Below are 22,245 nucleotides of genomic sequence, written 5' to 3'. Positions count from 1 at the left end.
GCCGCCAGCAGGGCCGCGGGGGTCAGCCACGCGAGCAGGCTCCGCCGCCGGTCCGCCCCAGCGCGCGGCGCACGAGACCCACCGTGGTGAAGCCCGCGGCCCCCAGCAGGAGCAGGCCCGAGCTCCACCACGCCGTGAGGTTGGCCTCGTGGTTCACGTCGAAGACCTCGCGCCACCACGGCACCTGCCGCGGGCCCAGCCCGAACACGAAGGGGAGGGCGAACGACCAGGCGGCGAGCAGGACACTGACGCCGATCAGCCCGCCCGCCGCGCGCCGGGCCCAGCGGCCCTGCACACCCGGAGGCGTGGCGGGGCGGGCCGCTGCGGCGCGCGCGGTCGGGGCGGGTGCGGGGCGGGGCTCGGGTGGACGCGACATGGACACCATCTCAACACAGGGCGACGCGCGCCGGCCCCGCGATGCCCGCCCGGGCGTCGACGGGTCAGGCGGAGAGGTCCACCTCGGCCGCACGGGCGGCGCCGATGGCCGCGGCCAGCGTGGCCGCGGTGTCTCCGGACAGCGCCCCGTCCAGGGTCAGCACGGCCAGGGCGGCGCCCTCGTCGTCGCGCGAGACGTCCATGCCGGCGATGTTCACGCCCTGCACCCCGAGGGCCTGGCCCAGGACGCCGATCACGCCCGGGCGGTCCTGGTAGGCGAACACGAGCAGGTGGTCGGCCAGCGGCACCTCGAGCTCGTGCCGGTCCACACCGACGAGCTTCTGCACCTGGCGCGGGCCGGTGAGCGTTCCGGTGACGGCGGTCTGGGTGCCCTGCGCGGTCGCGGCGCGCACCGTGACGGTGTTGCGGTAGGACTCGGACACCGCGGTGGTGGTGAGGCGGCACTCGACGCCGCGCTGCTCGGCCAGCACGGGGGCGTTCACGTAGGAGACCTGGTCCGAGACGATGTCCGTGAACACGCCCTTCAGGGCGGCCAGGCGCATCGCGGAGACGTCGTGCTCGGCGATCTCACCGGCGATCTCCACCTCGACGGCCGTGATGGACTGCTCGCCCACCAGCGCGGTGAGCACGCGGCCCAGCTTCTCGGCCAGCGGCAGACCGGGGCGCACGTCCTCGTGGATCGCGCCGCCGGCCACGTTCACGGCGTCCGGCACGAGCTCGCCGGAGAGGGCCAGGCGCACGGAGCCGGCGACGGCGACGCCCGCCTTCTCCTGGGCCTCGGCGGTCGAGGCGCCCAGGTGGGGGGTGACGACGGCGGAGTCGTGCGCGAAGAACGCCAGGTCCGTGGCCGGCTCGGAGCTGAAGACGTCGATGCCGGCGCCCCCGATGGTCCCGGCCTCGAGCGCGCGGGCGAGGGCGTCCTCGTCCACGAGGCCGCCGCGGGCCACGTTCACGATGATCGCGGTGTCCTTCATGCGGGCGAACTGCTCGTCGCCGATCATGCCGACCGTCTCGGGGGTCTTGGGCATGTGGATCGTGACCACGTCGGCGCGCTCGAGCAGCTCGTCCAGCTCCACGAGGCTCGCGCCGAGCTGCTGCGCCCGGGCGGTGGTCACGTAGGGGTCGTAGGCGAGGATCTCCATGCCGAACGCCTTCATGCGCTCGGCCACGAGCGCGCCGATGCGGCCCAGGCCGATCACGCCCAGCCGCTTGCCGTACAGCTCGACGCCCGTGTACTTCGAACGCTTCCACTCCCCCGCCTTCAGCGAGCCGTGGGCGGCCGCGATGTTGCGGGCGGCGGCCAGGATGTGGCCGCAGGTGAGCTCGGCGGCGGAGATGATGTTCGACGTCGGCGCGTTGACGACCATGACGCCGGCCTCGGTGGCGGCGGGCACGTCCACGTTGTCCAGTCCGACGCCGGCGCGCGCGATGACCTTCAGCTGCGGCGCGGCGGCGATCGCCTCGGCGTCCATCTGGGTGGCCGAGCGGATCAGCACCGCGTCGACGTCGCGCAGGTCCTCGAGGAGGCGAGCGCGGTCGGCGCCGTCCGTGCGGCGGATCTCGAAGTCGGGGCCGAGGGCCTCGACGGTGGCGGGCGAGAGTTCCTCGGCGATCAGGACGACGGGCTGGGCTGCGCTCACGGGTGCTCCTGGAGGTGTGGTGCGGTGGGATGGGAGGCGGGCCGGCCCGCGCTCCGGTCCGAGCCTAGACGCGTGACCGGACCGTGGCCGGAATGCGACGCCGGCCCCGAAGCGCGATGCCCGGGGCCGGCGTCGGGGGCTCAGGCGGCTCAGCGGGCCGCCGTGCCCTCGGTGTAGTCGTCGTCCGCGTCCTTGAGCCAGGAGAACATCTGGCGCAGCTCGCGGCCGGTCTTCTCGATCGGGTGGGCCTCGCCCCGGGCGCGGAGCTCCTTGAACTCGGGCGCACCGGCCTTCTGGTCGTCCATGAAGCGCTTCGCGAAGGCGCCGGACTGGATGTCGGCGAGGACCGCCTTCATGTTCTCCTTCACGTCGGGGGTGATGACGCGGGGGCCGGAGACGTAGTCGCCGTACTCCGCGGTGTCGGAGATGGACCAGCGCTGCTTGGCGATGCCGCCCTCGACCATGAGGTCGACGATGAGCTTCAGCTCGTGCAGCACCTCGAAGTAGGCGATCTCGGGCTGGTAGCCGGCCTCGGTGAGGGTCTCGAAGCCGTACTGCACGAGCTGGGAGGCGCCGCCGCAGAGCACGGCCTGCTCGCCGAACAGGTCGGTCTCGGTCTCCTCGGTGAAGGTCGTCTCGATGACGCCGGCGCGGGTGCCGCCCACGGCCTTGGCGTAGGACAGGGCGAGGGCGTGGGCCTGGCCGGAGGCGTCCTTCTCGACGGCGATCAGCGCGGGCACGCCGCGGCCGGCCTCGAACTCGCGGCGCACCACGTGGCCCGGGCCCTTGGGGGCGACCAGGGCGACGTCGACGCCCTCGGGGGCCTGGATGTAGCCGAAGCGCACGTTGAAGCCGTGCGCGAAGAAGAGGGCGTCGCCCTCCTGCAGGTTGCCGGCGATGTGCTGGTCGTACACGTCGGCCTGGACCTGGTCCGGGGTGAGGATCATGATCAGGTCGGCCTCGGCGGCGGCGGTGGCGACGTCGACGACGCGCAGGCCCTCGGCCTCGGCCTTGGCGCGGGACTTGGAGCCCTCGGCGAGGCCGATGCGCACGTCCACGCCGGAGTCGCGCAGCGACAGGGCGTGGGCGTGGCCCTGGGAGCCGTAGCCGATGACGGCCACGGTGCGGCCCTGGATGATCGACAGGTCGGCGTCGTCGTCGTAGAACTTCTTCACGGTCATGCTGTTCTCCTCACGGGATGGGTGGATCGGGACGGGTCAGCGGGCCAGGGCGCGGTCGGTCATGGACCGCGGCCCCCGGGCGAGGGCGAGGGTGCCCGAGCGGACGAGCTCACGCACGCCGTAGGGCTCCATCATCTCGAGGAAGGCCTCGAGCTTGTCACGGGTGCCGGTGGCCTCGAGGGTCAGGGACTCCGGGGCCACGTCGACGACGTGGGCGCGGAACAGGTCGGCCGCCTGGACGACCTGACCGCGGGTGGCGGCATCGGCGCGCACCTTCACGAGCAGGTGGTCGCGCTGAACGGAGGAGTCGGGCGTGAGCTCGACGACCTTGATCACGTTGATCAGCTTGTTCAGCTGCTTGGTGACCTGCTCGAGCAGGTCCGTGTCGGCGTCGACGACCACGGTAATCCGGGACAGGCCCTCGACCTCCGTGACGCCCACGGCCAGCGAGTGGATGTTGAATGCGCGCCGGGCGAAGAGGCCGGCCACGCGGGTCAGGGTGCCGGGCACGTCCTCGACGAGCACGGACAGGGTGTGGCGTTCCATCGGTTGCCCTCCTCAGTCTTCCTGGTCCCAGTCGGGCGTCATGCCCCGGGCCACCTGGATCGCGTCGTTGCTGACCCCCGCGGGGACCATCGGCCAGACCATGGCGTCGCGGGAGACCACGAAGTCCACGATCACGGGGCGGTCGTCGATGGCCAGGGCCTGGCGGATGGTGTCGTCCAGGTCCTCCCGACGGTCGCAGCGCAGGCCCGCGGCGCCGTAGGCGTCGGCGAGCTTGACGAAGTCCGGCACCCGGGCGGTGTCGTGGCCCGTGTTCAGGTCCGTGTTCGAGTAGCGCCCGTCGTAGAAGAGGGTCTGCCACTGACGCACCATGCCCAGCGAGGAGTTGTTGATCACCGCGATCTTGATGGGGATGCGGTTGATCACGCACGTGGCGAGCTCCTGGTTGGTCATCTGGAAGCAGCCGTCGCCGTCGATGGCCCAGACCACGCGGTCGGGCTCGCCCACCTGCGCCCCCATCGCGGCGGGGACGGCGAAGCCCATCGTCCCGAGGCCGGCCGAGTTGAGCCACTGGCGCGGGCGCTCGTAGGCGACGAACTGGCTGGCCCACATCTGGTGCTGGCCGACGCCGGCCACGTAGGTGGCCTCGGGACCGGACAGGGCCGACAGGCGCGAGATCACCTCCTGGGGCGCGAGGAGGCCGTCCTCGGTCTCGGTCCAGCCCATCGGGTAGGTGTCCTGCAGGCGCCGCAGCACCGCCCACCAGTCGGCGAGGTCGGGCAGCGCCTCGGTGTCCGTCGCGAGCTCGGCCACCAGGTCCGGGATGATCTCCTTGACGTGGCCGACGATCGGCACGTCCGCGGTGCGGTTCTTCGAGATCTCGGCCGGGTCGATGTCCGCGTGGATCACGCGGGCGCCGGGGGCGAACGAGGGCAGGTGACCGGTCACGCGGTCGTCGAAGCGGGCGCCGAGCGTGATCAGCAGGTCGGCCTGCTGGAGCGCGGCCACGGCGGGGACGCCGCCGTGCATGCCCGGCATGCCCAGGTGCTGGGGGTGCGAGTCGGGGAAGACGCCGCGGGCGGTGAGGGTGGTGACCACCGGGGCGCCCGTGAGCTCGGCGAGGGCGCGCAGCTCCTCGTGGGCCTCGCCGCGGGCCACGCCGCCGCCCACGTACAGCACGGGGCGCCGGGCCTCGCGGATCAGCCGGGCGGCCTCGCGGATCTGCCGGGGGTGGCCGCGCAGGACGGGGCGGTAGCCGGGCAGGTCGATCCGGGGCGGCCACGCGAACTCGAACTCGCCCTGCTGGGCGTCCTTGGTGACGTCCACAAGCACGGGCCCGGGCCGGCCCGTGGCGGCGATGTGGAACGCCTCGGCGAGGGCCTGGGGGACGTCCTCGGGCCGGGTCACGAGCCGGGAGTGCTTGGTGATGGGCATCGTGATGCCCACGATGTCCGCCTCCTGGAAGGCGTCCGTGCCGATCGCGGCGGAGGAGACCTGGCCGGTGATGAACACGACCGCCTGGGAGTCCATGTGGGCGTCCGCGATGGCGGTCACCAGGTTGGTGGCGCCGGGACCGGAGGTGGCGATGGCCACGCCGACCTTGCCGGTGGCCAGGTGGTAGCCCTGCGACGCGTGACCGGCACCCTGCTCGTGGCGCACCAGGATGTGGCGGATCCGATCGGAGTCCATGAGCGGGTCGTAGGTCGGCAGGATGGCGCCGCCGGGCAGCCCGAACACGTCCGTGACCCCCAGCTCCTCCAGGGATCGGATGATGCCCTCGGAACCGGTCATCCGGGTCGGCTCGACGCGGGAGCCCTCGCCGGGCACCCGGGGCTCGACGATCTCGGGCCGGGGGGCCGGACGGCGCTCCTGGGCCCGGGCCGTCTCCGTCGGGCGGGAGGCCGGCGTCGGGACCTGCGGGACCGCCGCGCGGGCGTCGCGGGGGGTCGTGCTCATGGGGTCACCTCACTGCGTTCGTCGCTGCGTGTCCGTCGCGGGGGCGTCGGACGGTCGTCGTTCGGATCCGTCGGGCGTCGGGGACCGTGGCCGCGTCGATGACGGATCGGGCCGGCGTGGCGGAGTCTGAGGTGGGGACACGGGCCGCCGGGTCCTTCGGGGGTGGTCTCAGTATCGACAGCCGTGCGCCCCGCCCGCCATCGACCACCCGCCTGTCTCGCAATGTGAGATAAAGCGTCACATCGTGAGACGACCGGGCGGTCGGGGTCGGATCCCGGGCCTGAGCCCACCCTAGTCAGCCGCCGCGGTGGCGGCCGCCTTCACCCACGCTCCGTGACGGAGCACCCCGCGCACCTCGAGCTCCGGGCCGAAGACGACGGCGTCCGCTCGGCTCCCGGCTCGGAGCCGGCCGACGTCGGGAAGCCCCAGGGCGTCCGCGGGCGCGGCCGTCGCCGCCCGCAGCGCGGCGTCGAGGTCGACCCCGGCGGCGACGGCGGAGCGCACCGAGCCGGCGACCGTGGCCGTGGACCCGGCGATGGCCCCGGCTGCGCCATCCGCGCCGACCACCCGCGCGACGCCGTCGTGGACCCGGACCCGCAGGGGTCCGAGGGAGAAGTCGCCGTCGCCGCAGCCGGCGGCGGCCATCGCGTCCGAGACGAGGATCCACCGCTCCCCCGCCTCCCGGGCGACCCGCCGCACCGTGGCCGCATGCAGGTGGACGCCGTCCACGATGGTCTCGCTCCCCACGCGCGGGTCCTCCAGCAGGGCGACGGCCGGCCCGGGCTCGCGATGGTGGGTGGGCCGGCACGCGTTGTGCAGGTGCGTGGCCATCCGCGCCCCCGCGTCGATCGCCGCGCGCGTGGTCTCGTAGGAGGCGTCCGTGTGGCCGATCGCGACGACGACGCCCGCCTCCGCCAGCCGGCCCACCGCGTCGAGGGCCCCGGGCAGCTCGGGGGCCAGCGTGACCATCGCCAGGTGGCCCGCGCCGACCTCGACGAGGCGAGCGACGTCCTCGGGCTCCGGCGCCCGCAGCGACGCGGCCCGGTGCGCGCCGCGGTGCAGGGGCGAGAGCCAAGGGCCCTCGAGGTGCACGCCGGCCAGGACGCCCTCCGCGCGCAGGGGCGTCAGGGCCGTCAGCTGCGCCGCGAGCGCGTCGACCTCGTCCGTGACGAGGGAGGCCACCACCGTGGTCGTGCCCGCACGGGCGTGGGCCGCGGCCGCCGCGCGTGCCGCGGCCGCGCCGGACTCGACGGCGTGTCCGCCGCCGCCGTGGCAGTGCACGTCCACGCAGCCGGGAGCGAGGAGGGCGTCGCCGAGGTCGTGGACGGGGCCGTGGGTGCGCGGCGGGTCCCCGCCCCCGACGGCCACCACCCGGCCCTCGGCCAGGGCGATCCAGCCGGGGCCGCCGAGGCGCTCACCGTCATGGACGCGGTCCGCGCGCAGCACCGACGGGGACGCGGCGGCCGGCGACGCCTGCTCGGCGCGCGGCCGGTGAGGGACCGAGGCGGGCACGGATGCACCTTCCGGGGTGGGCGGGTCGATGGACGAGGGGCGCTCAGAGGCCCTGCCAGGACGGCTTGGCCTCCCACATGTGGCGGTACTCCCCCGCGAGCTCGAGTCGCCCGGCGGCGGCCTCGTCCACGAGGACGGTCACATGCGGGTGCAGCTGCAGGGCCGTGACCGGCCAGCGCGCGCTCACGGGGCCCTCCACGAGCTGCCGCACCGCCTCGGCCTTTCCCTCGCCCCGGGCCAGCAGGACCAGGTGCCGGGCGTCGAGGATCGTGCCGACGCCCTGGGTGAGGCAGTGGGTCGGGACCTGGTCGAGGTCGCCGTCGAAGAAGCGGGCGTTGTCCCGCCGGGTCTGCTCGGCGAGCACCTTGATGCGCGTGCGGGAGGCGAGGGAGGAGCCGGGCTCGTTGAACGCGATGTGCCCGTCCGTGCCCACGCCGAGCAGCTGCACGTCCACGCCGCCGGCCTCACGCAGCGCCTCCTCGTAGGCGGCGCAGGCGCCCGGGACGTCCGCCGCCCCGCCGTCCGGACCGTGCACGGCCTCCGGGGCGATGTCCGTGCGCGCGACGAACTCCCGCTCGATCACGGTGCGGTAGGACTCGGGGTGTCCCGCGGGCAGGCCGACGTACTCGTCCAGCAGGAACGCGCGGCAGGAGCGCAGGGACAGCTCCCCGTCCCGGACCCGGCGGGCGAGCTCGTCGTAGACGGGCAGCGGCGAGGAGCCGGTGGCCAGCCCCAGGACGGCCTCGGGACGGGCCGCCACGTGGGCGGCCACCGCGTCCGCGCCGTGCCGGCCCAGGGCGGCGGCGTCGGGCAGGATGACGACCTCCATCAGCGCGCCTCCCGCCCGGGACGAGGCGCGGGTCCCCCGGCCCGGGCGTCGATCGCGTGCATGCTCATCCTCTGCTCGTCTCGGCGTGCAGGCCGACCGGGCCTCAGCCCAGGTAGGCACCCTCGGCGGCGGAGTGCACCAGCTTGGCGTACTTGCCCAGCACGCCCGTGGTGAACTTCGGCTCCACCGGCTCCCAGGACTCGCGGCGGGCGGCGAGCTCGGCCTCGTCCACGAGCAGGTCCATGGTGCGTCCGGCGATGTCCACGCGGATGCGGTCGCCGTCCTGCACCAGCCCGATCGGCCCTCCCTCGGCGGCCTCGGGGGCGATGTGGCCGATGCACAGGCCGGTGGTGCCGCCGGAGAAGCGCCCGTCGGTGATCAGCAGGACGTCCTTGCCCAGACCCGCCCCCTTGATCGCGCCGGTGATCGCGAGCATCTCGCGCATGCCCGGGCCGCCCTTCGGCCCCTCATAGCGGATGACCACCACGTCGCCGGCGGCGATGGTCCCGTCCTCGAGGGCGTCCATGGCGGCGCGCTCCCGGTCGAAGACGCGCGCGGTGCCCTCGAAGACGTCCGCATCGAAGCCGGCGGACTTCACGACAGCGCCCTCCGGGGCCAGCGAGCCGTGGAGGATCGCGATGCCGCCGTTGGGGTGCATCGCGTCGTCCATGGTCCGGATGACCTTGCCGTCCACCGGGTCCGGATCGAGCGCGGCCAGGTTCTCGGCGAGGGTCTTGCCGGTGACGGTGAGGGTGTCCCCGTGCAGCAGGCCCTCGTCCAGCAGGGCCTTCATGACCACCGGGACGCCGCCGATGCGGTCCACGTCCGTCATGACGTACTGACCGAACGGCTTGAGGTCGGCGATGTGCGGGGTGCGGTCGGCGATGCGGTTGAAGTCGGACAGCTGCAGGTCCACGCCCGCCTCCCGGGCGATGGCGAGCAGGTGCAGCACGGCGTTGGTGGAGCCGCCGAACGCCATGGTCACGGCGATCGCGTTCTCGAACGCGGGCTTGGTCATGATGTCCCGGGCCGTGATGCCCTGGCGGAGCATGTTCACCACGGCCTTGCCGGAGCGGCGCGCGAAGGCGTCGCGGCGGCGGTCCGCGGAGGGGGCGGCGGCGGAACCGGGCAGGGACATGCCGAGGGCCTCACCGATGGAGGCCATGGTGTTGGCGGTGTACATGCCGCCGCAGGCGCCCTCACCCGGGGCGATGGACTTCTCGATGCGGAGCAGGTCCTCCTCGGACATGAGACCGCGGGCGCAGGCGCCGACCGCCTCGAAGGCGTCGATGATGGTCACCTGCCTCTCGGTGCCGTCGGTCAGGCGGGCCACGCCCGGCATGATCGAGCCTGCGTAGACGAACACGGACGCCAGGTCCAGGCGGGCGGCGGCCATGAGCATGCCCGGCAGCGACTTGTCGCAGCCGGCGAGCAGGACGGAGCCGTCCAGGCGCTCGGCCATCATCACGGTCTCCACCGAGTCCGCGATCACCTCGCGGGAGACGAGGGAGAAGTGCATGCCCTCGTGGCCCATGGAGATGCCGTCCGAGACGGAGACCGTGCCGAACTCCAGCGGATATCCACCGGCGGCGTGGACGCCGTCCTTCGAGGCCTGGGCGAGGCGGTCCAGGGAGAGGTTGCAGGGGGTGATCTCGTTCCAGGACGACGCGATGCCGATCTGCGGCTTGCCGAAGTCCTCGTCCCCCATGCCGACCGCGCGGAGCATGCCGCGGGCGGCGGTGCGCTCCATCCCGTCGGTGACGTCGCGCGAGCGCGGCTTGATGTCGGGAGCGGCGGACGGGGTGCTGGGAGTCGACGCGGCGGAGTCCATGCCGCGGAGTCTAGTGAGCACGGCGCCACCGGGCCGACGCGACGTCCCCGTGTGACGGGTGCCGCGGCATGACACGTGCGGACGGGTCCGCGTACGTTGGGCCCATGGACACGCCCACCCTGCACAGACGGCTGCGCCGCGTCTTCGATGCGCGCGTGTTCAACCACGGCGACTACAACGTCGTCTACGGCCAGCCCTCGGGCTCCTCCTCCCCCCTCGTGATCGGCTACCGCCACCAGCCGCTCGAGATGCTGCTGTGCCCGTTCGACCCCACCTCCACCCCGGACGACCACGACCGCCGCGCGCCGGGCGTGGCCGAGGACGACCCGCACGGCCCGGTGACCGAGGCCTCCGCGGACCGCGCCGACGTCGTCGAGGTGGGCCTGGCCAACGTGGCCACCGTGGCGGACACGGGCAGCGGCTATCAGGTGGAGACCGTCACGGGCTTCCGGACGTGGTTCGACGTCCCGGAGCACACGCGGGTGCCGGTGGGCGACCTCACGGAGGACGGCACCGCGGAGCTCGACCAGGCCGAGGACGCCACCGACTTCCACGCCTTCATGACCGCCTTCATGGACGAACTGGACCGCCTCTACGCGACCCCGGAGACGGACGCGACGGACGTCACGCCCCCCGATTTGCGCGGCGTCTGAAACCCCTGCTAGGGTTTCACCTCGTTGCACGGCGCACCGGAGAGATCCGAGAGGCGGTGCGGCACCTGCACCTCTAGCTCAACCGGTAGAGCATCTGACTCTTAATCAGCAGGTTCCGGGTTCGAGTCCCGGGGGGTGCACCCACCGAAGCGAAGGCCCCGTCTCCACGGAGACGGGGCCTTCGTCGTCCCCGCTCCCCGCCCGGGCCCACCGTAGGCTGGGGCCCATGACCGACACGACCCAGCACCGCCTCCAGCCCGGCGACACGGCACCCGCGTTCACCCTCCAGGACCAGGAGGGCCGGCCCGTCTCGCTGCGCGACAGCGCGGGCAAGCACACGATCGTCTACTTCTACCCGGCCGCGTCCACGCCCGGCTGCACCACGCAGGCCTGCGACTTCCGGGACAGCCTCGCCTCCCTGACCGCGGCCGGCTACGTCGTCCTGGGGATCTCCCCCGACCCGATCGGCAAGATCATCCGGTTCGCCGAGCAGGAGGGCCTGACGTTCCCCCTGCTCTCGGACGAGGACCACGCGGTGGCCGAGGCCTACGGCGCCTGGGGTGAGAAGAAGAACTACGGGCGGACCTTCGAGGGTCTGATCCGCTCCACGATCGTCGTCGGCCCGGACGGGAAGGTCACCCACGCGCAGTACAACGTGAAGGCGACCGGCCACGTGGCCCGACTGCGCCGCACCCTCGGCCTCGACGAGGCCTGATCCGCGCCCGCCGCGCCCGGGCGCCGCACGGTAGGATCGGGCCTCGCCCCGCCCGCGCGGGGTGTGCGCGGGCGTGGCGGAACTGGTAGACGCGCTGGATTTAGGTTCCAGTGTCCTGGACGTGGGGGTTCGAGTCCCCCCGCCCGCACTCCCCGGACCCGCCCGACCCCGACGTCACCCGCCACAGGAGGCCGCCATGCAGCCCACTCGCCGCGCCTTCCTCGGCGGGGGCCTGGGCCTGCTCGGCCTGGGCGTGGCCGGCTGCGCGACGTCGCCCGCGGCGCCGTCCTCCGCCGCCCCGACCTCCTCGGGCCCGAGCCGGCTGCTCGTGGTCGGCGCCCCGGCGCGGGCGCTGACGCGGGATCCGGCCCGCGCGCTGGACGTCGAGTCCTTCCGTCTGATCCGCCAGGTCTTCGAGACGCTGCTCGGCGTGGACGCGGACACCGGCGCCCCCACGCCCCGCCTCGCCGAGCGGCACGAGGAGTCCGACGGCGGCCGCCTCCACACGTTCCACCTGGTCTCCGGGGTGGTGTTCGACGACGGCGAGCCGTGCGACGCCGCCGCCGTGGTCGCGAACATCGAGCGGTGGGCCGCCGCCCCCGCGCCCGTGGACGGGACCGTCGCCCCGCCCTCCTCGTTCGTCTCGGCCTTCGGCGGATACGCCGGGGACGCGGACTCCGCCTTCGCCGGCGTCGAGGCCCGCGGAGAGCTCGAGGTGCGGCTGCGCCTGCACTCCCCCCGCCGTCACCTCGCGGCCGCGCTGGCCTCGCCGGCCTTCGCGATCTCCTCGCCGGCCTCGTGGGACCGCACGGTCGACGTGGACGGCTCCGAGGTCACCACCCCCGCCGGCACCGGCCCCTACCGCTGGGCCGACGCCGCGGAGACCGCCGAGCTCACGCGCGCCCACCCGGGCGCCTCGGGCGCGACGATCCTGGTCCCCAGCGCCCGCCACCGCGGCTCCGATCCGGCGGCGTACCCGGTGGCCGTGCAGGCGTGGGGTCGGGCCTCCGTGCGCCTGCGGGAGCTGCGGCGCGGCACGGCGGATGTGATCGACGTCGTCGCCCCCGGCCAGCTGCGCCCCCTCGTCGAGGCCGGCACCCAGGTGCTGCCCCGGGATCCCCTGGGCGTGCTCTACGTGGGCATGAACCTGGACCACCCGCGCGTGCGCTCGCAGTACCTGCGCCAGGCGATCGCGTACGCGGTGGACCGCCCGCGCATCGCCGGCAGCGACGTCTTCCTCGAGGGCACCCGCCTGGCCCACGACCTCGTCCCCCCGTCCCTCGGCGTCGGCGACGAGGAGGCGCGGCGCTACGACGTCAACCCGGGCCGGGCCCGCGAGTTCCTCCGCCTGGCGGGATACGACGGGGAGCCGTTGGAGTTCCTCTACCCGGCCGGCACGGCCCGCCCCTCCCTGCCCGAGCCGGAGCGGGTCTACGCGATGGTCGCCCGCGACCTCGGCGCGGTGGGGATGCACATCGTGCCCGTGCCCGTGCCGGAGGACCAGGACTACCTGCACGCCGTCGTCTCCCGACCCACCCGAGCCCTGCACCTGATGGGCCGCACCGGCGACTACCGCGACCCGCACGCGTTCCTCGAGCCCTTCGCGCGCTCGGGCCGCGCCGAGACCGGCTACCGCAACCCGCGCGTCGTCGAGGACGTGGACGCGGCGGCGGCCGAGACCGACGACGACACACGCCGCGCCCTGTTCCGCCGCGTCGTCCGGGCCATGGCCCTCGACCTGCCGGCGCTGCCGCTGGTCTATCCGATCTCGGCCCTGGCCACCGGCCCGCGCGTGGCCTCCTACCCGACGTCGCCGCAGCTGGACGAGCCCTTCTCGCGCGTCAGGCTGACCGAAGGCTGAACGCACCGGTAGTACAGTGGGAGATCACGGCGCCCGGCCCGACCGCCACTGCTCGGCCTGGTCGCACTGCGCCCACCCGCCGTCGTTCTGCTTCAGGAGTTGACCGTGCCCACCACCTCGTCCACCGCCACCCACGACGTCGTCCTGATCGGCGGCGGCATCATGAGCGCCACCCTGGGCGTGCTGCTGCAGAAGCTCGAGCCCACCTGGTCCATCGCCCTGTACGAGAGCCTCGACCAGGCCGGCCTGGAGTCCTCCGACCCGTGGAACAACGCGGGCACCGGCCACGCCGCCCTGTGCGAGCTGAACTACTCGCCCATGGACAAGAACGGACGGGTGGACGTCACCAAGGCGCTGGGCATCAACGAGCAGTTCTGGACCACCCGCCAGTTCTGGTCCTCCCTGGTGGCGGACGGCACGCTCAAGGACCCCAAGTCCTTCATCAACCCGCTGCCGCACATGTCCTTCGTGTGGGGTGACGACCACGCGGACTACCTCCGCACCCGCTATGAGGCCATGTCCGCCCAGCCGCTGTTCGCCGGCATGGAGCACAGCGAGGACCCGGAGCAGATCCGTGCCTGGGCCCCGCTGCTGATCGAGGGCCGTGAGCCGGGCCAGCGCCTGGCGGCGTCCCGCAACACCGGCGGCACCGACGTCGACTTCGGCTCCCTCACCCGCCAGCTCATCACGGCCATGGCCGGCGCCGGCGCCGAGGTGCGCTTCGGTCACAAGGTCACCGGCCTCACCCGCGGCACGGACGGCCGCTGGGAGGTCAAGGTCAAGAACAAGGCCGCCGGCTCCGAGCTCGTGGACCGCGCCCGCTTCGTCTTCGTCGGTGCCGGCGGCGGCGCCCTGCCCCTGCTGCAGAAGTCCGGCATCCCCGAGGCCAAGGGCTTCGGCGGCTTCCCGGTCTCCGGCCAGTTCCTGCGCTGCACGGACGAGTCCGTGGTCAACCAGCACATGGCCAAGGTGTACGGCCAGGCCGCCGTCGGCGCCCCGCCGATGTCCGTGCCCCACCTGGACACCCGCTTCGTCAACGGCAAGCGCTCCCTGCTGTTCGGCCCCTACGCCGGGTTCTCCACGAACTTCCTCAAGACCGGCTCCTACCTGGACCTGCCGCTGTCCGTGCGCCCGCACAACCTCAGCACGATGCTGGACGTGGCCAAGGACAACATGGACCTGACCAAGTACCTCGTGACCGAGGTGCTGAAGTCCCGGGACAAGAAGATCGACGCGCTGCACGAGTTCTACCCGGAGGCCGACGGCGGCGAGTGGGAGCTGATCACCGCGGGCCAGCGCGTGCAGGTGATGAAGCGCAAGGGCCGCTTCGGCGGCGTCCTGCAGTTCGGCACCGAGGTCGTCACGCACGCGGACGGCTCGCTCGGCGGCCTGCTCGGCGCCTCGCCGGGCGCCTCCACCGCGGCCCCCATCATGGTGAAGCTGCTCGAGCGCTGCTTCCCCGCGAAGATGGCCGGCTGGGACGGCACGCTCAAGGAGCTCATCCCGTCCCTGGGCCACACGCTCAACGACGACCCGGCGCTGCTGGACGAGGTCCGCACCGTCACGGACGCCGCACTGAAGCTGGCCTGACGCCCCGATGGGAGCGCTCGCACGGTTCTCACTCGGTCGGCGGGCGCTCGTGGCGCTCGTCACCGTGTTCATCGCGGTGTTCGGCATCCTCTCCGCCGGGCAGCTCAAGCGGGAGCTGATCCCCCCGCTCGAGCTGCCCGTCATCTCCGTCTCGACGCTCTACCCGGGGGCGTCCCCCGAGGTCGTGGACGCTCAGGTGGGCGAGCCCCTCGAGACGGCCCTGCAGGCCGTGGAGGGGCTCGAATCCTCGCGGTCCACGTCGCAGTCCGGCTTCAACGCGGTCCAGCTGGAGTTCGCCTACGGCACAGACCTGAACCGGGCCCGGTCCCAGGTGGACCGCGTGGTGGCCAACCTGGGGCCGCAGCTGCCGGAGGAGGCGGAGACCTCGTCCTTCGCGGGCTCCGTCTCCGACTTCCCGGTGGTCTTCCTCGCCCTGTCCGGGGACGAGGACCTCAACACCCTGCGCCGCCGCGCCGAGGACGTCCTGGCCCCGCGGCTGCAGAAGATCGACGGCGTCCGCGGCGCCGACGTCCTCGGCGGCACGGACGAGAACGTCTCCGTGGTCCCGGACCCGGCCGCGCTCGCCGCCGCCGGGCTGACCACCTCCGACATCACCGACGCGCTCGAGGAGAACGCCGGCCTCTTCCCCGTCGGCCAGGTCACCGAGGGCGCGACCACCTATCCCGTCCAGGCGGGCGCCGCCGTCGAGGACCTCGAGGGCCTGCGCGGGATCGTCGTCGCTCCCTCCGGCGACGGCGAACCGCGCACCCTGGACGAGGTCGCCGACGTCACCCTCGTGGCCGCGGCCCCCACCTCGCTGACCCGCACCGACGGGGTGCCGACGCTGTCCGTCTCCGTGACCGCGACCCCGGACGCCGACCTCGTGGCGGTCTCTCAGGCCGTGCGCGACGCCCTGCCGGAGCTGGCGTCCCTGGTCGGCGGCGGCGCGGACCTGACCGTGGTGTTCGACCAGGCCCCGTTCATCCAGCAGTCCATCGACACGCTGTTCCAGGAGGGCCTGCTGGGCCTGGCGTTCGCCGTGCTGGTGATCGCCGTGTTCCTGCTCTCGGTGCGCTCCACCCTCGTCACCGCCGTGTCCATTCCGCTGTCCCTGCTGGCCGCCCTCATCGGGGTGGCGGCCTTCGGCTACTCCCTCAACACGCTGACGCTCGGGGCGCTGACGATCTCGATCGGCCGAGTCGTGGACGACGCGATCGTGGTGGTGGAGAACATCCGCCGGCACCTCGGCCTGGGCGCCGACCGGCGCACCGCGATCCTGGACGGCACGCGCGAGGTCGCCACCGCGATCACCGCCTCCACCCTCGTCTCCGTGGCCGTGTTCCTGCCCATCGCCTTCGTGGGCGGCCTGGCCGGCGAGCTGTTCCGGCCCTTCGCCGTGACCGCCACGGTCGCCCTGCTGGCCTCCCTCGTCGTCGCCCTGACGATCGTGCCGGTGCTGTGCTGGTGGTTCCTGCGCTCCCCGCGGCGCGGGGCCGAGACCACGGCCGCGCCCGCCGTCCCCGGCGACCGGCCCGTGGCGGCCGGCGGATGGCTCACCCGGGCCTACCGCCCGGTGCTGCGCTGGACGCAGCGGCACACCGTGGTCACCCTCGCCGCCGCCCTGGCGCTGCTGGCCGGCACGGCCGCGCTGGTCCCGCTGATCCCCACGAACCTCCTGGGCGACTCGGGACAGAACTCGTTCGTCGTCACGGCGGAGCAGGAGCCGGGGGCGTCGCTGGAGACGACGGCCGCCGCCGCCGAGCGCATCGAGCGCGTGCTGCTGGACACCGACGGCGTCGAGACCGTCCAGTGGACGGCCGGCACCGCCGCCGGTCCGATGGGGGCCTTCGGCGGCTCCTCGGCGGACCGGGCGCGGTTCACGGTGGTGACCGACCCGGATGCGGACCAGGTGGCCCTCCAGGACGGGGTGCGCGCCGAGCTCACCGGTCTCGACGGCGTGGGCGACGTGTCCGTCTCCACGCAGCAGGGGCCGAGCGGCGGCCAGGACATCGAGGTGGCCGTCTCCGCCCCCGACCCGCAGGCCCTCACCGCGGCCGCCGATCAGGTCGCCGAGGCGCTGCGGCCCGTCGAGGGTGCCCGCGAGGTGACAACGCCGGCTTCGGACCTGCGCCCGACGTTCCAGGTGGACGTGGACACCGTCGCCGCCGCCCGGCTCGGCCTGACCGAGGAGGCGGTGGCCGGCCAGGCCGCCGCCGCCCTGCAGGCCGTGCCCGTGGGCGACGTCCGCTTCGGGTTCGAGAGCTTCGCGGTGCAGCTGGGTGACCCGGAGCCGGTCGAGTCCCTCGACGCCCTGCGCCAGGTGCCTGTGGAGACGGCGGAGGGACCCGTGCCGCTGGCGGACCTCGCCGAGGTCTCGCGCGTGTCCGTGCCCGCCCGGGTGACGTCCTCGAACGGCGAGCGGACCGCCGTCGTCACGGTGACCCCGGACGACGAGGACCTCGGGGCCGTCTCACGCCGGGTCACGCAGGCCGTGGCGGAGCTGGACCTGCCCGAGGGCGTCACCGCGGCCGTGGGCGGCGCGGCGGAGCAGCAGGCGCAGACGTTCCGGGACCTCGGGCTGGCGTTGCTGGCCGCCGTGGCGACCGTGTACGTCGTGCTGGTGGCGACGTTCAACTCGCTGCGCCAGCCGCTCGTGCTGCTCGTGTCGATCCCCTTCGCCGCCACGGGCGTGTTCCTGGCGCTGCTGGCCACCGGCACGCCCCTGGGACTGTCCACGATGATCGGGCTGCTCATGCTGGTGGGCATCGTGGTGACGAACGCGATCGTGCTGATCGACCTGATCAACCAGTACCGACGCGACCGCGGAATGCCCTTGGACGAGGCCATCGAGGTGGGCGCGCTCAACCGCGTGCGCCCGGTGGTGATGACGGCCCTGGCCACCGTCCTGGCCATGACCCCGATGGCCCTGGGCATCACGGGGCACGCGGGGTTCATCTCCCAGCCCCTCGCGGTGGCCGTGGTGGGCGGCCTGGTGTCCTCCACCCTGCTCACGCTCGTGCTCGTGCCCGTGCTGTACCGGCTCACCGAGGTCCGCGGGGAGCGCCGCCTGCAGGAGGAGCGTCGCGTCGCGGCCGAGCAGGAGGCGCAGCGCGTCGCGGCCGAGCGTGCGGCCGAGCAGGAGCGCCGGGCGGAGCAGGAGCGCCGGGCGGAGGACCGTTGGGCGGCCCCGTCCGAGCTCGACGCCGGACGCCTCGGCCGACTCCGGCAGCGCCTCCACCGGCGGTGGCGCCGGGCCTGACCTCACGCGTGGCGCGGGCCGGGGCGGCGGGGCGCACCCCCGTCGCTCAGGCGCCGTCGTGCACCGCGAGGCTCGAGCCGCGCCGGTCCTTGCGCACCTCGAGGCGCACGCCGATCTCCTGCCTCATCCGTTCGACGTGGGAGACGAGGCCCACGGTCCGGCCACCGGTCCGCAGGGTGTCCACGACGTCCAGGACGTCGTCGAGGGTGTCCGCGTCGAGCGAGCCGAAGCCCTCGTCCACGAAGAGCGTGTCCAGTTCGATGCCGCCGGCTTCGGCCTGCACGGTGTCCGCGAGCCCCAGGGCGAGGGCGAGGGAGGCCATGAAGGTCTCGCCGCCCGAGAGCGTGGCCGGGTGGCGGGTCTCGTCCACGTAGTGGTCCCGGATGACGAGTTCGAGGCCCTTGTTCCCGCGCCCGCCCACGGCGTCGGAGTACTCGATCGAATACCGCTGGTCCGTCATGGCGAGCAGACGCTCGGTGGCCGCGGCGGCGACCTCCTCGAGCCGCCCGGCGAGGACGTAGCTCGTCAGGGGCATCTTGAGCAGGTTCTCCCCGCCGCCGCGGACGAGGTCGAGCAGCCCCCGCACCCGCGTGTGCTCGGCGATGAGCCCGGCGGACCGCTCCAGGACCTCGGTCAGGGCGGCCGACTGGCGGCGCACCGTGGCGACGAGTGCATCGAGTCGCCCGACCGCCGTCGCCCGGGACGAGCTCGCGGCCTCGGCCGCGGCGAGCGCCTCGGCGGCGGCGCGGGTCTGCTCCTCGGTCGGCGGCTCGACGCCCGCCTCGGCGAGGGCGCGGCCCCGGCGGACGGGCTCGCTCGCCTCGAGCTCGGCGAGGCGGGCCCGTTCGGCGTCCCACTCCTGCACGGCGGCCGTGCGCGCGGCGGCCTCCGTCTCCTCGAGGCGGGCCGCGCGCGCCGCGTCGACGTCGTCGAAGTGCTGTTCGGTCAGCGCGGCGGTGAGCGCCTGGCCGGTCTCGTCGGCGACCGCCCGGGCGCGCGCGTCCTCGTCCTGCGCCGCAGCGAGGGCGGCCAGGACCCGGCGTGCGGCGGTGACCTGGTCGCCGCGGGCGTCGAGGGTCTCGGCGTCACCGCGGGCGGCCTCGACGGCGTCCCGCAGCTCGGTCAGCCGGGCGGCACGGTGGGCGGCGGCCTCGGCGAGCCGACCGTCCTCGGCCGCGAGCGCGGCGGCGGTCTCGTCGGCCCCGGCGTGCTCCTTCTCGGCGGCGGTCAGCCGACGGCGGTCCGCGGCGAGGTCCTTCGCCGCCTGGTCCAGCGCGGCCCGTTCGGCCTCGGCGCGCTCGAGCGCCTCTCGCGCGGCCTCGGGTGCGAGCCCGGCGGCGGCCTCGCGCGCCGTGCGGAGGGTCTGCTCGGCGGCGCGCAGGGCGGTCTCGGCGTCGGTCGCGGCCCGGTCGGCCGCGGTCCGGGCCTGCTCGGCGTCCCGCACGTCCGCCTCGGTCACCGCGGTGTCCGCGGTGGCGGCCGGAGCCGGGTGCTCGGGCGAGCCGCACACGGCGCACGGCTCGCCGGGCACGAGCCGCTCCGCCAGTTCGGAGGCGGCCTGCTCGTACCGGGCACGCAGCAGACCGACGTGCCGTTCGGCGGCCTCGCGTCGCCGCTCCTGTGCCTCCCGGTGGGCCCGGGCCGCGGTCTCTGCCTCGACGGCGCGGGCGGCCGCGGCCTCGGCGGCCGTGCGGCGCGCGGCCGCCTCGGACACGGCGCGGTCCACGGCCTCCCGGGCGCCGAGACGCTCGGTGCCGCGTTCGACGGCCGCGCGGTGTGCCGCGACGGCCGCCTCACGCTCGGGGCGGGACTCGACCAGGGCGGCGCGGTCGCGGCCGATCTCGGCCCGCCGCTCCGCCGCGGCGGCCGCCTCCTGCTCCAGCTCGCCCATCCGGGCACGGTCCTGGACGGCGCGCGCCACCGCCTCCGCGGCGCGCTCGGCCTCCCCCAGCGCCTGGCGGGAGGCGGGCGCGTCGGCGGCCCCGTCCGCCCGGGCGGCGGCGAGCCACGCCGCCGCGGTCGGCTCGTCCTCGACGTGCGCCAGGGCCACCGTCACCGCCTCCGACGCGGTGCCGGCGGCGTCCGCCGCCGCGGTGGCCCGCTGGGCGGCCGCGAGCACCCGCCCGGCGCGCTCATGGGCGTCGATGGCGCGGCGCCGCGCCGCGGCGGTCTCGGCCTCGGCGTCGTGGTCGCGTCGACGGCTCGCCCACGCCTCGGCCGCGGCCAGGTCCCGCCCGCGGGTCTCCAGCTCACGCGCCGCCAGCCGGGCCCGCTGCTCCGCGGCGCGGGCCGTGGCGAGGTCGGCCCGCGCGTCCTCGTGGGCGCGACCCGCGCGCTCGGCGGCGAGGGCGAGCAGCCGGTCGTCCGTGTCCGGTGACGGCTCCGGCGCATGCCAGTCCGGGCCGAGCGCCTCGTGGAGCGCCTCGGCCAGCTGCGCCCGCGCGGTCCGGGCCACGTCCGCGTCCACGGCCACCGCGGTGTCCAGCCGGGCCGTCTCGACGCGCAGGTGCTCCTCGACGCCGTCGAAGCGCTGCGTGCCGAAGAGCCGCCGCAGCAGGGCGCGGCGCTCATCCGACTTCGCGGTGAGGAACTGGGCGAACTGTCCCTGGGGCAGCAGAACCACCTGCATGAACTGTTCGGCGTCCAGGTGCAGGACGGCCGCGATCTGCTGGCCGACCTCGTCCGCCCGGGTGAGCGGCGCCGTCCATTCCCCGGCCACGCGTTCCCGGAGGGAGACCGTGGCCTGCGTGGTGACGGTGGCGCCCCCCGCCGCGCTGCGTCGCCGGCGGGGCCGCTCGTGCTTGGGTGAGCGGACCACCTCGAAGCGCCGGCCCTGCACGGTGAACTCGACCTGCACCTCGGGGATCACCGCGCCCGGCTCGCGCAGCGTGGTCACGAGCGACTCGGCCGACCGTCCGCCCGGCACGGTCCCGTAGAGGGCGAAGCACAGCGCGGCCAGCACCGTGGACTTGCCCGCGCCGGTGGGCCCGTCCAGCAGGAACAGGCCGCCCGCGTTGAGCCGGTCGAAGTCGACGTCCTGCGCCTGGGCGTAGGGCCCGAGCCCCTCCAGGCGCATCCGATGGATCCTCATGCGCGCACCTCCCCCGCGCGAGCGGCCTCGAGGGCGTCCCGCAGCAGGTCCTGCTCGGCCCCGCTGGCCGGCCGCTGCCGGACGTGGTCCACGAAACCGACCGCGAGCGCGTGGTCCGAGGGTGCCTGCCGCAGGACCTGGGCGTAGGTCCGCTCCCGGGCCCGCCTCCCGCCGGCCGGTTCGTGGCGGAAGACGAGCACGGAGGGGAACCGGGTCTTCAGGCGCTCCAGGGCCCGCTCGGGGCGTTCGTCGTCGGTGACGGTGACCTGCACCCAGCACTGCTCCGCCCACGCGAACTCCGGGGACTCCAGCAGGTCCTCGATCGGCCCGGACAGCACCGCCAGGCGCCGTCCGGCGTCCCAGTCCACGGCCTCGACGTCGGTGACGGCCCCGCCCGTGACGTGGACGAGCCAGCCGCCCTTGCGGTGGCCCGCCTCGGAGAAGGAGTACGGCAGCGGTGAGCCGGAGTACCGCACGTGCTCTGCCAGCCGCTGGCGGCCGTGCAGGTGGCCCAGGGCCGCGTAGTCGAGCCCGTCGAACACGGAGACCGGCACCTGCCCCAGCGTGCCCACCAGCATCTCGGGCGGGGCGTCCGGCTCGACGTGCTCGCCCTCGCCGATGTCCCGTTCGGACTCGGAGCCGTGGCCCCCGGCCGCGAACAGGTGGGCCAGCACGACGGCGGCCACCGGCTCCGGCGTCTCGGCGCGGCGGGCGGCCAGATCGGCGTGGACGCGGCGGACCGCCTCCGTCAGCACGGCCGTGTGGTGGGGCTCCACGCCCCAGGCCGGTCCCTGGTGGCGCGGTTCGAGGTAGGGGATGCCGTAGACGGCCACGGTCTGGCCCGCGCCGCCGTCGACCCCGGGCTCGGTGAGCAGCACGGGGCGGTCCAGCTCCACCGCGTCCGCGCGCACGTGCACGCCCGCGGCCGCCAGGAGTCCGCCGCCGAAGCCGAGGCGCACCGCCGAGTCGTGGTTGCCGCTCGTGAGCACCACCTGGGCGCCGGCCGCGTGCAGCCGGGTGAGCGTCCGGTCCAGCAGCCGGACGGCGTCCGCCGGCGGCAGCGCGCGGTCGTACACGTCCCCGGCCAGCAGGACGGCGTCCACGCCGCGCTCCGTCACGGTCGCGACGAGGGCGTCCAGGACCTCCTCCTGGGCCTCGAGCAGCCCGGTACCGTGGAACGACCGGCCCAGATGCCAGTCCGAGGTGTGCAGCAGGATCATGCGGCCC

At 74.6% G+C, this 22,245-nt stretch carries 15 protein-coding genes and 2 tRNA genes; 7 read left to right on the top strand and 10 right to left on the bottom strand.

What is annotated here, in order from left to right; all coding sequences use genetic code 11:
• Positions 1-22: 22 nt before the first annotated feature.
• The 8 genes from O3T09_RS01080 to ilvD form a co-directional block, all read right to left on the bottom strand.
• Entirely contained in the window at positions 23-376 is a 354-nt protein-coding gene (locus tag O3T09_RS01080; RefSeq protein WP_223247527.1) for a hypothetical protein, read from the bottom strand.
• Positions 377-440: 64 nt separating this feature from the next.
• Positions 441-2,036 carry a phosphoglycerate dehydrogenase gene (gene serA, locus O3T09_RS01075; protein ID WP_134416617.1) on the bottom strand — a complete coding sequence of 532 codons (1,596 nt, stop codon included), beginning with the start codon at positions 2,034-2,036 and terminating at the stop codon, positions 441-443.
• A gap of 149 nt (positions 2,037-2,185) precedes the next feature.
• Positions 2,186-3,217: a ketol-acid reductoisomerase gene (gene ilvC / locus O3T09_RS01070; RefSeq protein WP_065573668.1), complete on the bottom strand. Its 1,032-nt coding sequence runs from the start codon at positions 3,215-3,217 to the stop codon at positions 2,186-2,188.
• Positions 3,218-3,253: 36 nt separating this feature from the next.
• Entirely contained in the window at positions 3,254-3,763 is a 510-nt protein-coding gene (gene ilvN, locus O3T09_RS01065) for an acetolactate synthase small subunit (protein WP_002854209.1), read from the bottom strand.
• 12 nt (positions 3,764-3,775) lie between these two features.
• Complete coding sequence (locus tag O3T09_RS01060; RefSeq protein ID WP_269295275.1) at positions 3,776-5,677, bottom strand: acetolactate synthase large subunit; 1,902 nt, start codon at positions 5,675-5,677, stop codon at positions 3,776-3,778.
• A 291-nt stretch (positions 5,678-5,968) separates the two neighbouring features.
• Positions 5,969-7,189, bottom strand: a complete 1,221-nt coding sequence (locus O3T09_RS01055; protein ID WP_269295274.1) for an N-acetylglucosamine-6-phosphate deacetylase — start codon at positions 7,187-7,189, stop codon at positions 5,969-5,971.
• 43 nt (positions 7,190-7,232) lie between these two features.
• The gene (gene nagB / locus O3T09_RS01050) at positions 7,233-8,018 is read right to left on the bottom strand and encodes a glucosamine-6-phosphate deaminase (protein WP_063190340.1); all 786 of its coding nucleotides are present in this window, start codon (positions 8,016-8,018) and stop codon (positions 7,233-7,235) included.
• Positions 8,019-8,121: 103 nt separating this feature from the next.
• On the bottom strand, positions 8,122-9,849 hold the full coding sequence (gene ilvD, locus O3T09_RS01045; protein WP_036312970.1) for a dihydroxy-acid dehydratase: 1,728 nt from the start codon (positions 9,847-9,849) through the stop codon (positions 8,122-8,124).
• 104 nt (positions 9,850-9,953) lie between these two features.
• On the opposite strand from ilvD, the gene O3T09_RS01040 reads away from it, so the two are divergent.
• The 7 genes from O3T09_RS01040 to O3T09_RS01010 all read left to right on the top strand — a co-directional run bounded on the left by O3T09_RS01040 (position 9,954) and on the right by O3T09_RS01010 (position 17,927).
• Positions 9,954-10,502 carry a hypothetical protein gene (locus O3T09_RS01040; RefSeq protein WP_135019509.1) on the top strand — a complete coding sequence of 183 codons (549 nt, stop codon included), beginning with the start codon at positions 9,954-9,956 and terminating at the stop codon, positions 10,500-10,502.
• Between the two features lie 67 nt (positions 10,503-10,569).
• A tRNA-Lys gene (locus O3T09_RS01035) sits at positions 10,570-10,642 on the top strand.
• An 86-nt stretch (positions 10,643-10,728) separates the two neighbouring features.
• Positions 10,729-11,217 (top strand): thioredoxin-dependent thiol peroxidase, encoded by a 489-nt coding sequence (bcp, locus tag O3T09_RS01030; protein ID WP_010078986.1) that lies wholly within the window; start codon positions 10,729-10,731, stop codon positions 11,215-11,217.
• A gap of 67 nt (positions 11,218-11,284) precedes the next feature.
• Positions 11,285-11,365, top strand: a tRNA-Leu gene (locus O3T09_RS01025).
• Positions 11,366-11,413: 48 nt separating this feature from the next.
• Positions 11,414-13,078: an ABC transporter substrate-binding protein gene (locus O3T09_RS01020; protein WP_049145208.1), complete on the top strand. Its 1,665-nt coding sequence runs from the start codon at positions 11,414-11,416 to the stop codon at positions 13,076-13,078.
• Between the two features lie 99 nt (positions 13,079-13,177).
• Positions 13,178-14,668: a malate:quinone oxidoreductase gene (locus O3T09_RS01015; protein WP_205805183.1), complete on the top strand. Its 1,491-nt coding sequence runs from the start codon at positions 13,178-13,180 to the stop codon at positions 14,666-14,668.
• A 7-nt stretch (positions 14,669-14,675) separates the two neighbouring features.
• A complete protein-coding gene (locus tag O3T09_RS01010; protein ID WP_269295273.1) occupies positions 14,676-17,927 on the top strand; it encodes an efflux RND transporter permease subunit in 3,252 nt (1,083 codons plus the stop codon).
• Between the two features lie 46 nt (positions 17,928-17,973).
• Here O3T09_RS01010 and O3T09_RS01005 read toward each other — a convergent pair whose 3' ends face one another.
• Both O3T09_RS01005 and O3T09_RS01000 read right to left on the bottom strand, forming a co-directional pair.
• Positions 17,974-21,018, bottom strand: a complete 3,045-nt coding sequence (locus tag O3T09_RS01005) for an AAA family ATPase (RefSeq protein ID WP_269295272.1) — start codon at positions 21,016-21,018, stop codon at positions 17,974-17,976.
• Positions 21,015-22,238 carry an exonuclease SbcCD subunit D gene (locus O3T09_RS01000; protein ID WP_036338366.1) on the bottom strand — a complete coding sequence of 408 codons (1,224 nt, stop codon included), beginning with the start codon at positions 22,236-22,238 and terminating at the stop codon, positions 21,015-21,017. Before O3T09_RS01000 ends, O3T09_RS01005 begins: the two co-directional genes overlap by 4 nt.
• Between the last annotated feature and the right edge of the window lie 7 nt (positions 22,239-22,245).

The organism is Micrococcus sp. H39-S4 (assembly GCF_027158145.1).
Classification (GTDB): domain Bacteria; phylum Actinomycetota; class Actinomycetes; order Actinomycetales; family Micrococcaceae; genus Micrococcus; species Micrococcus luteus.
Note: the sequence above shows the minus strand (reverse complement) of the source record. Positions and strands in the feature narration are given on the sequence as shown.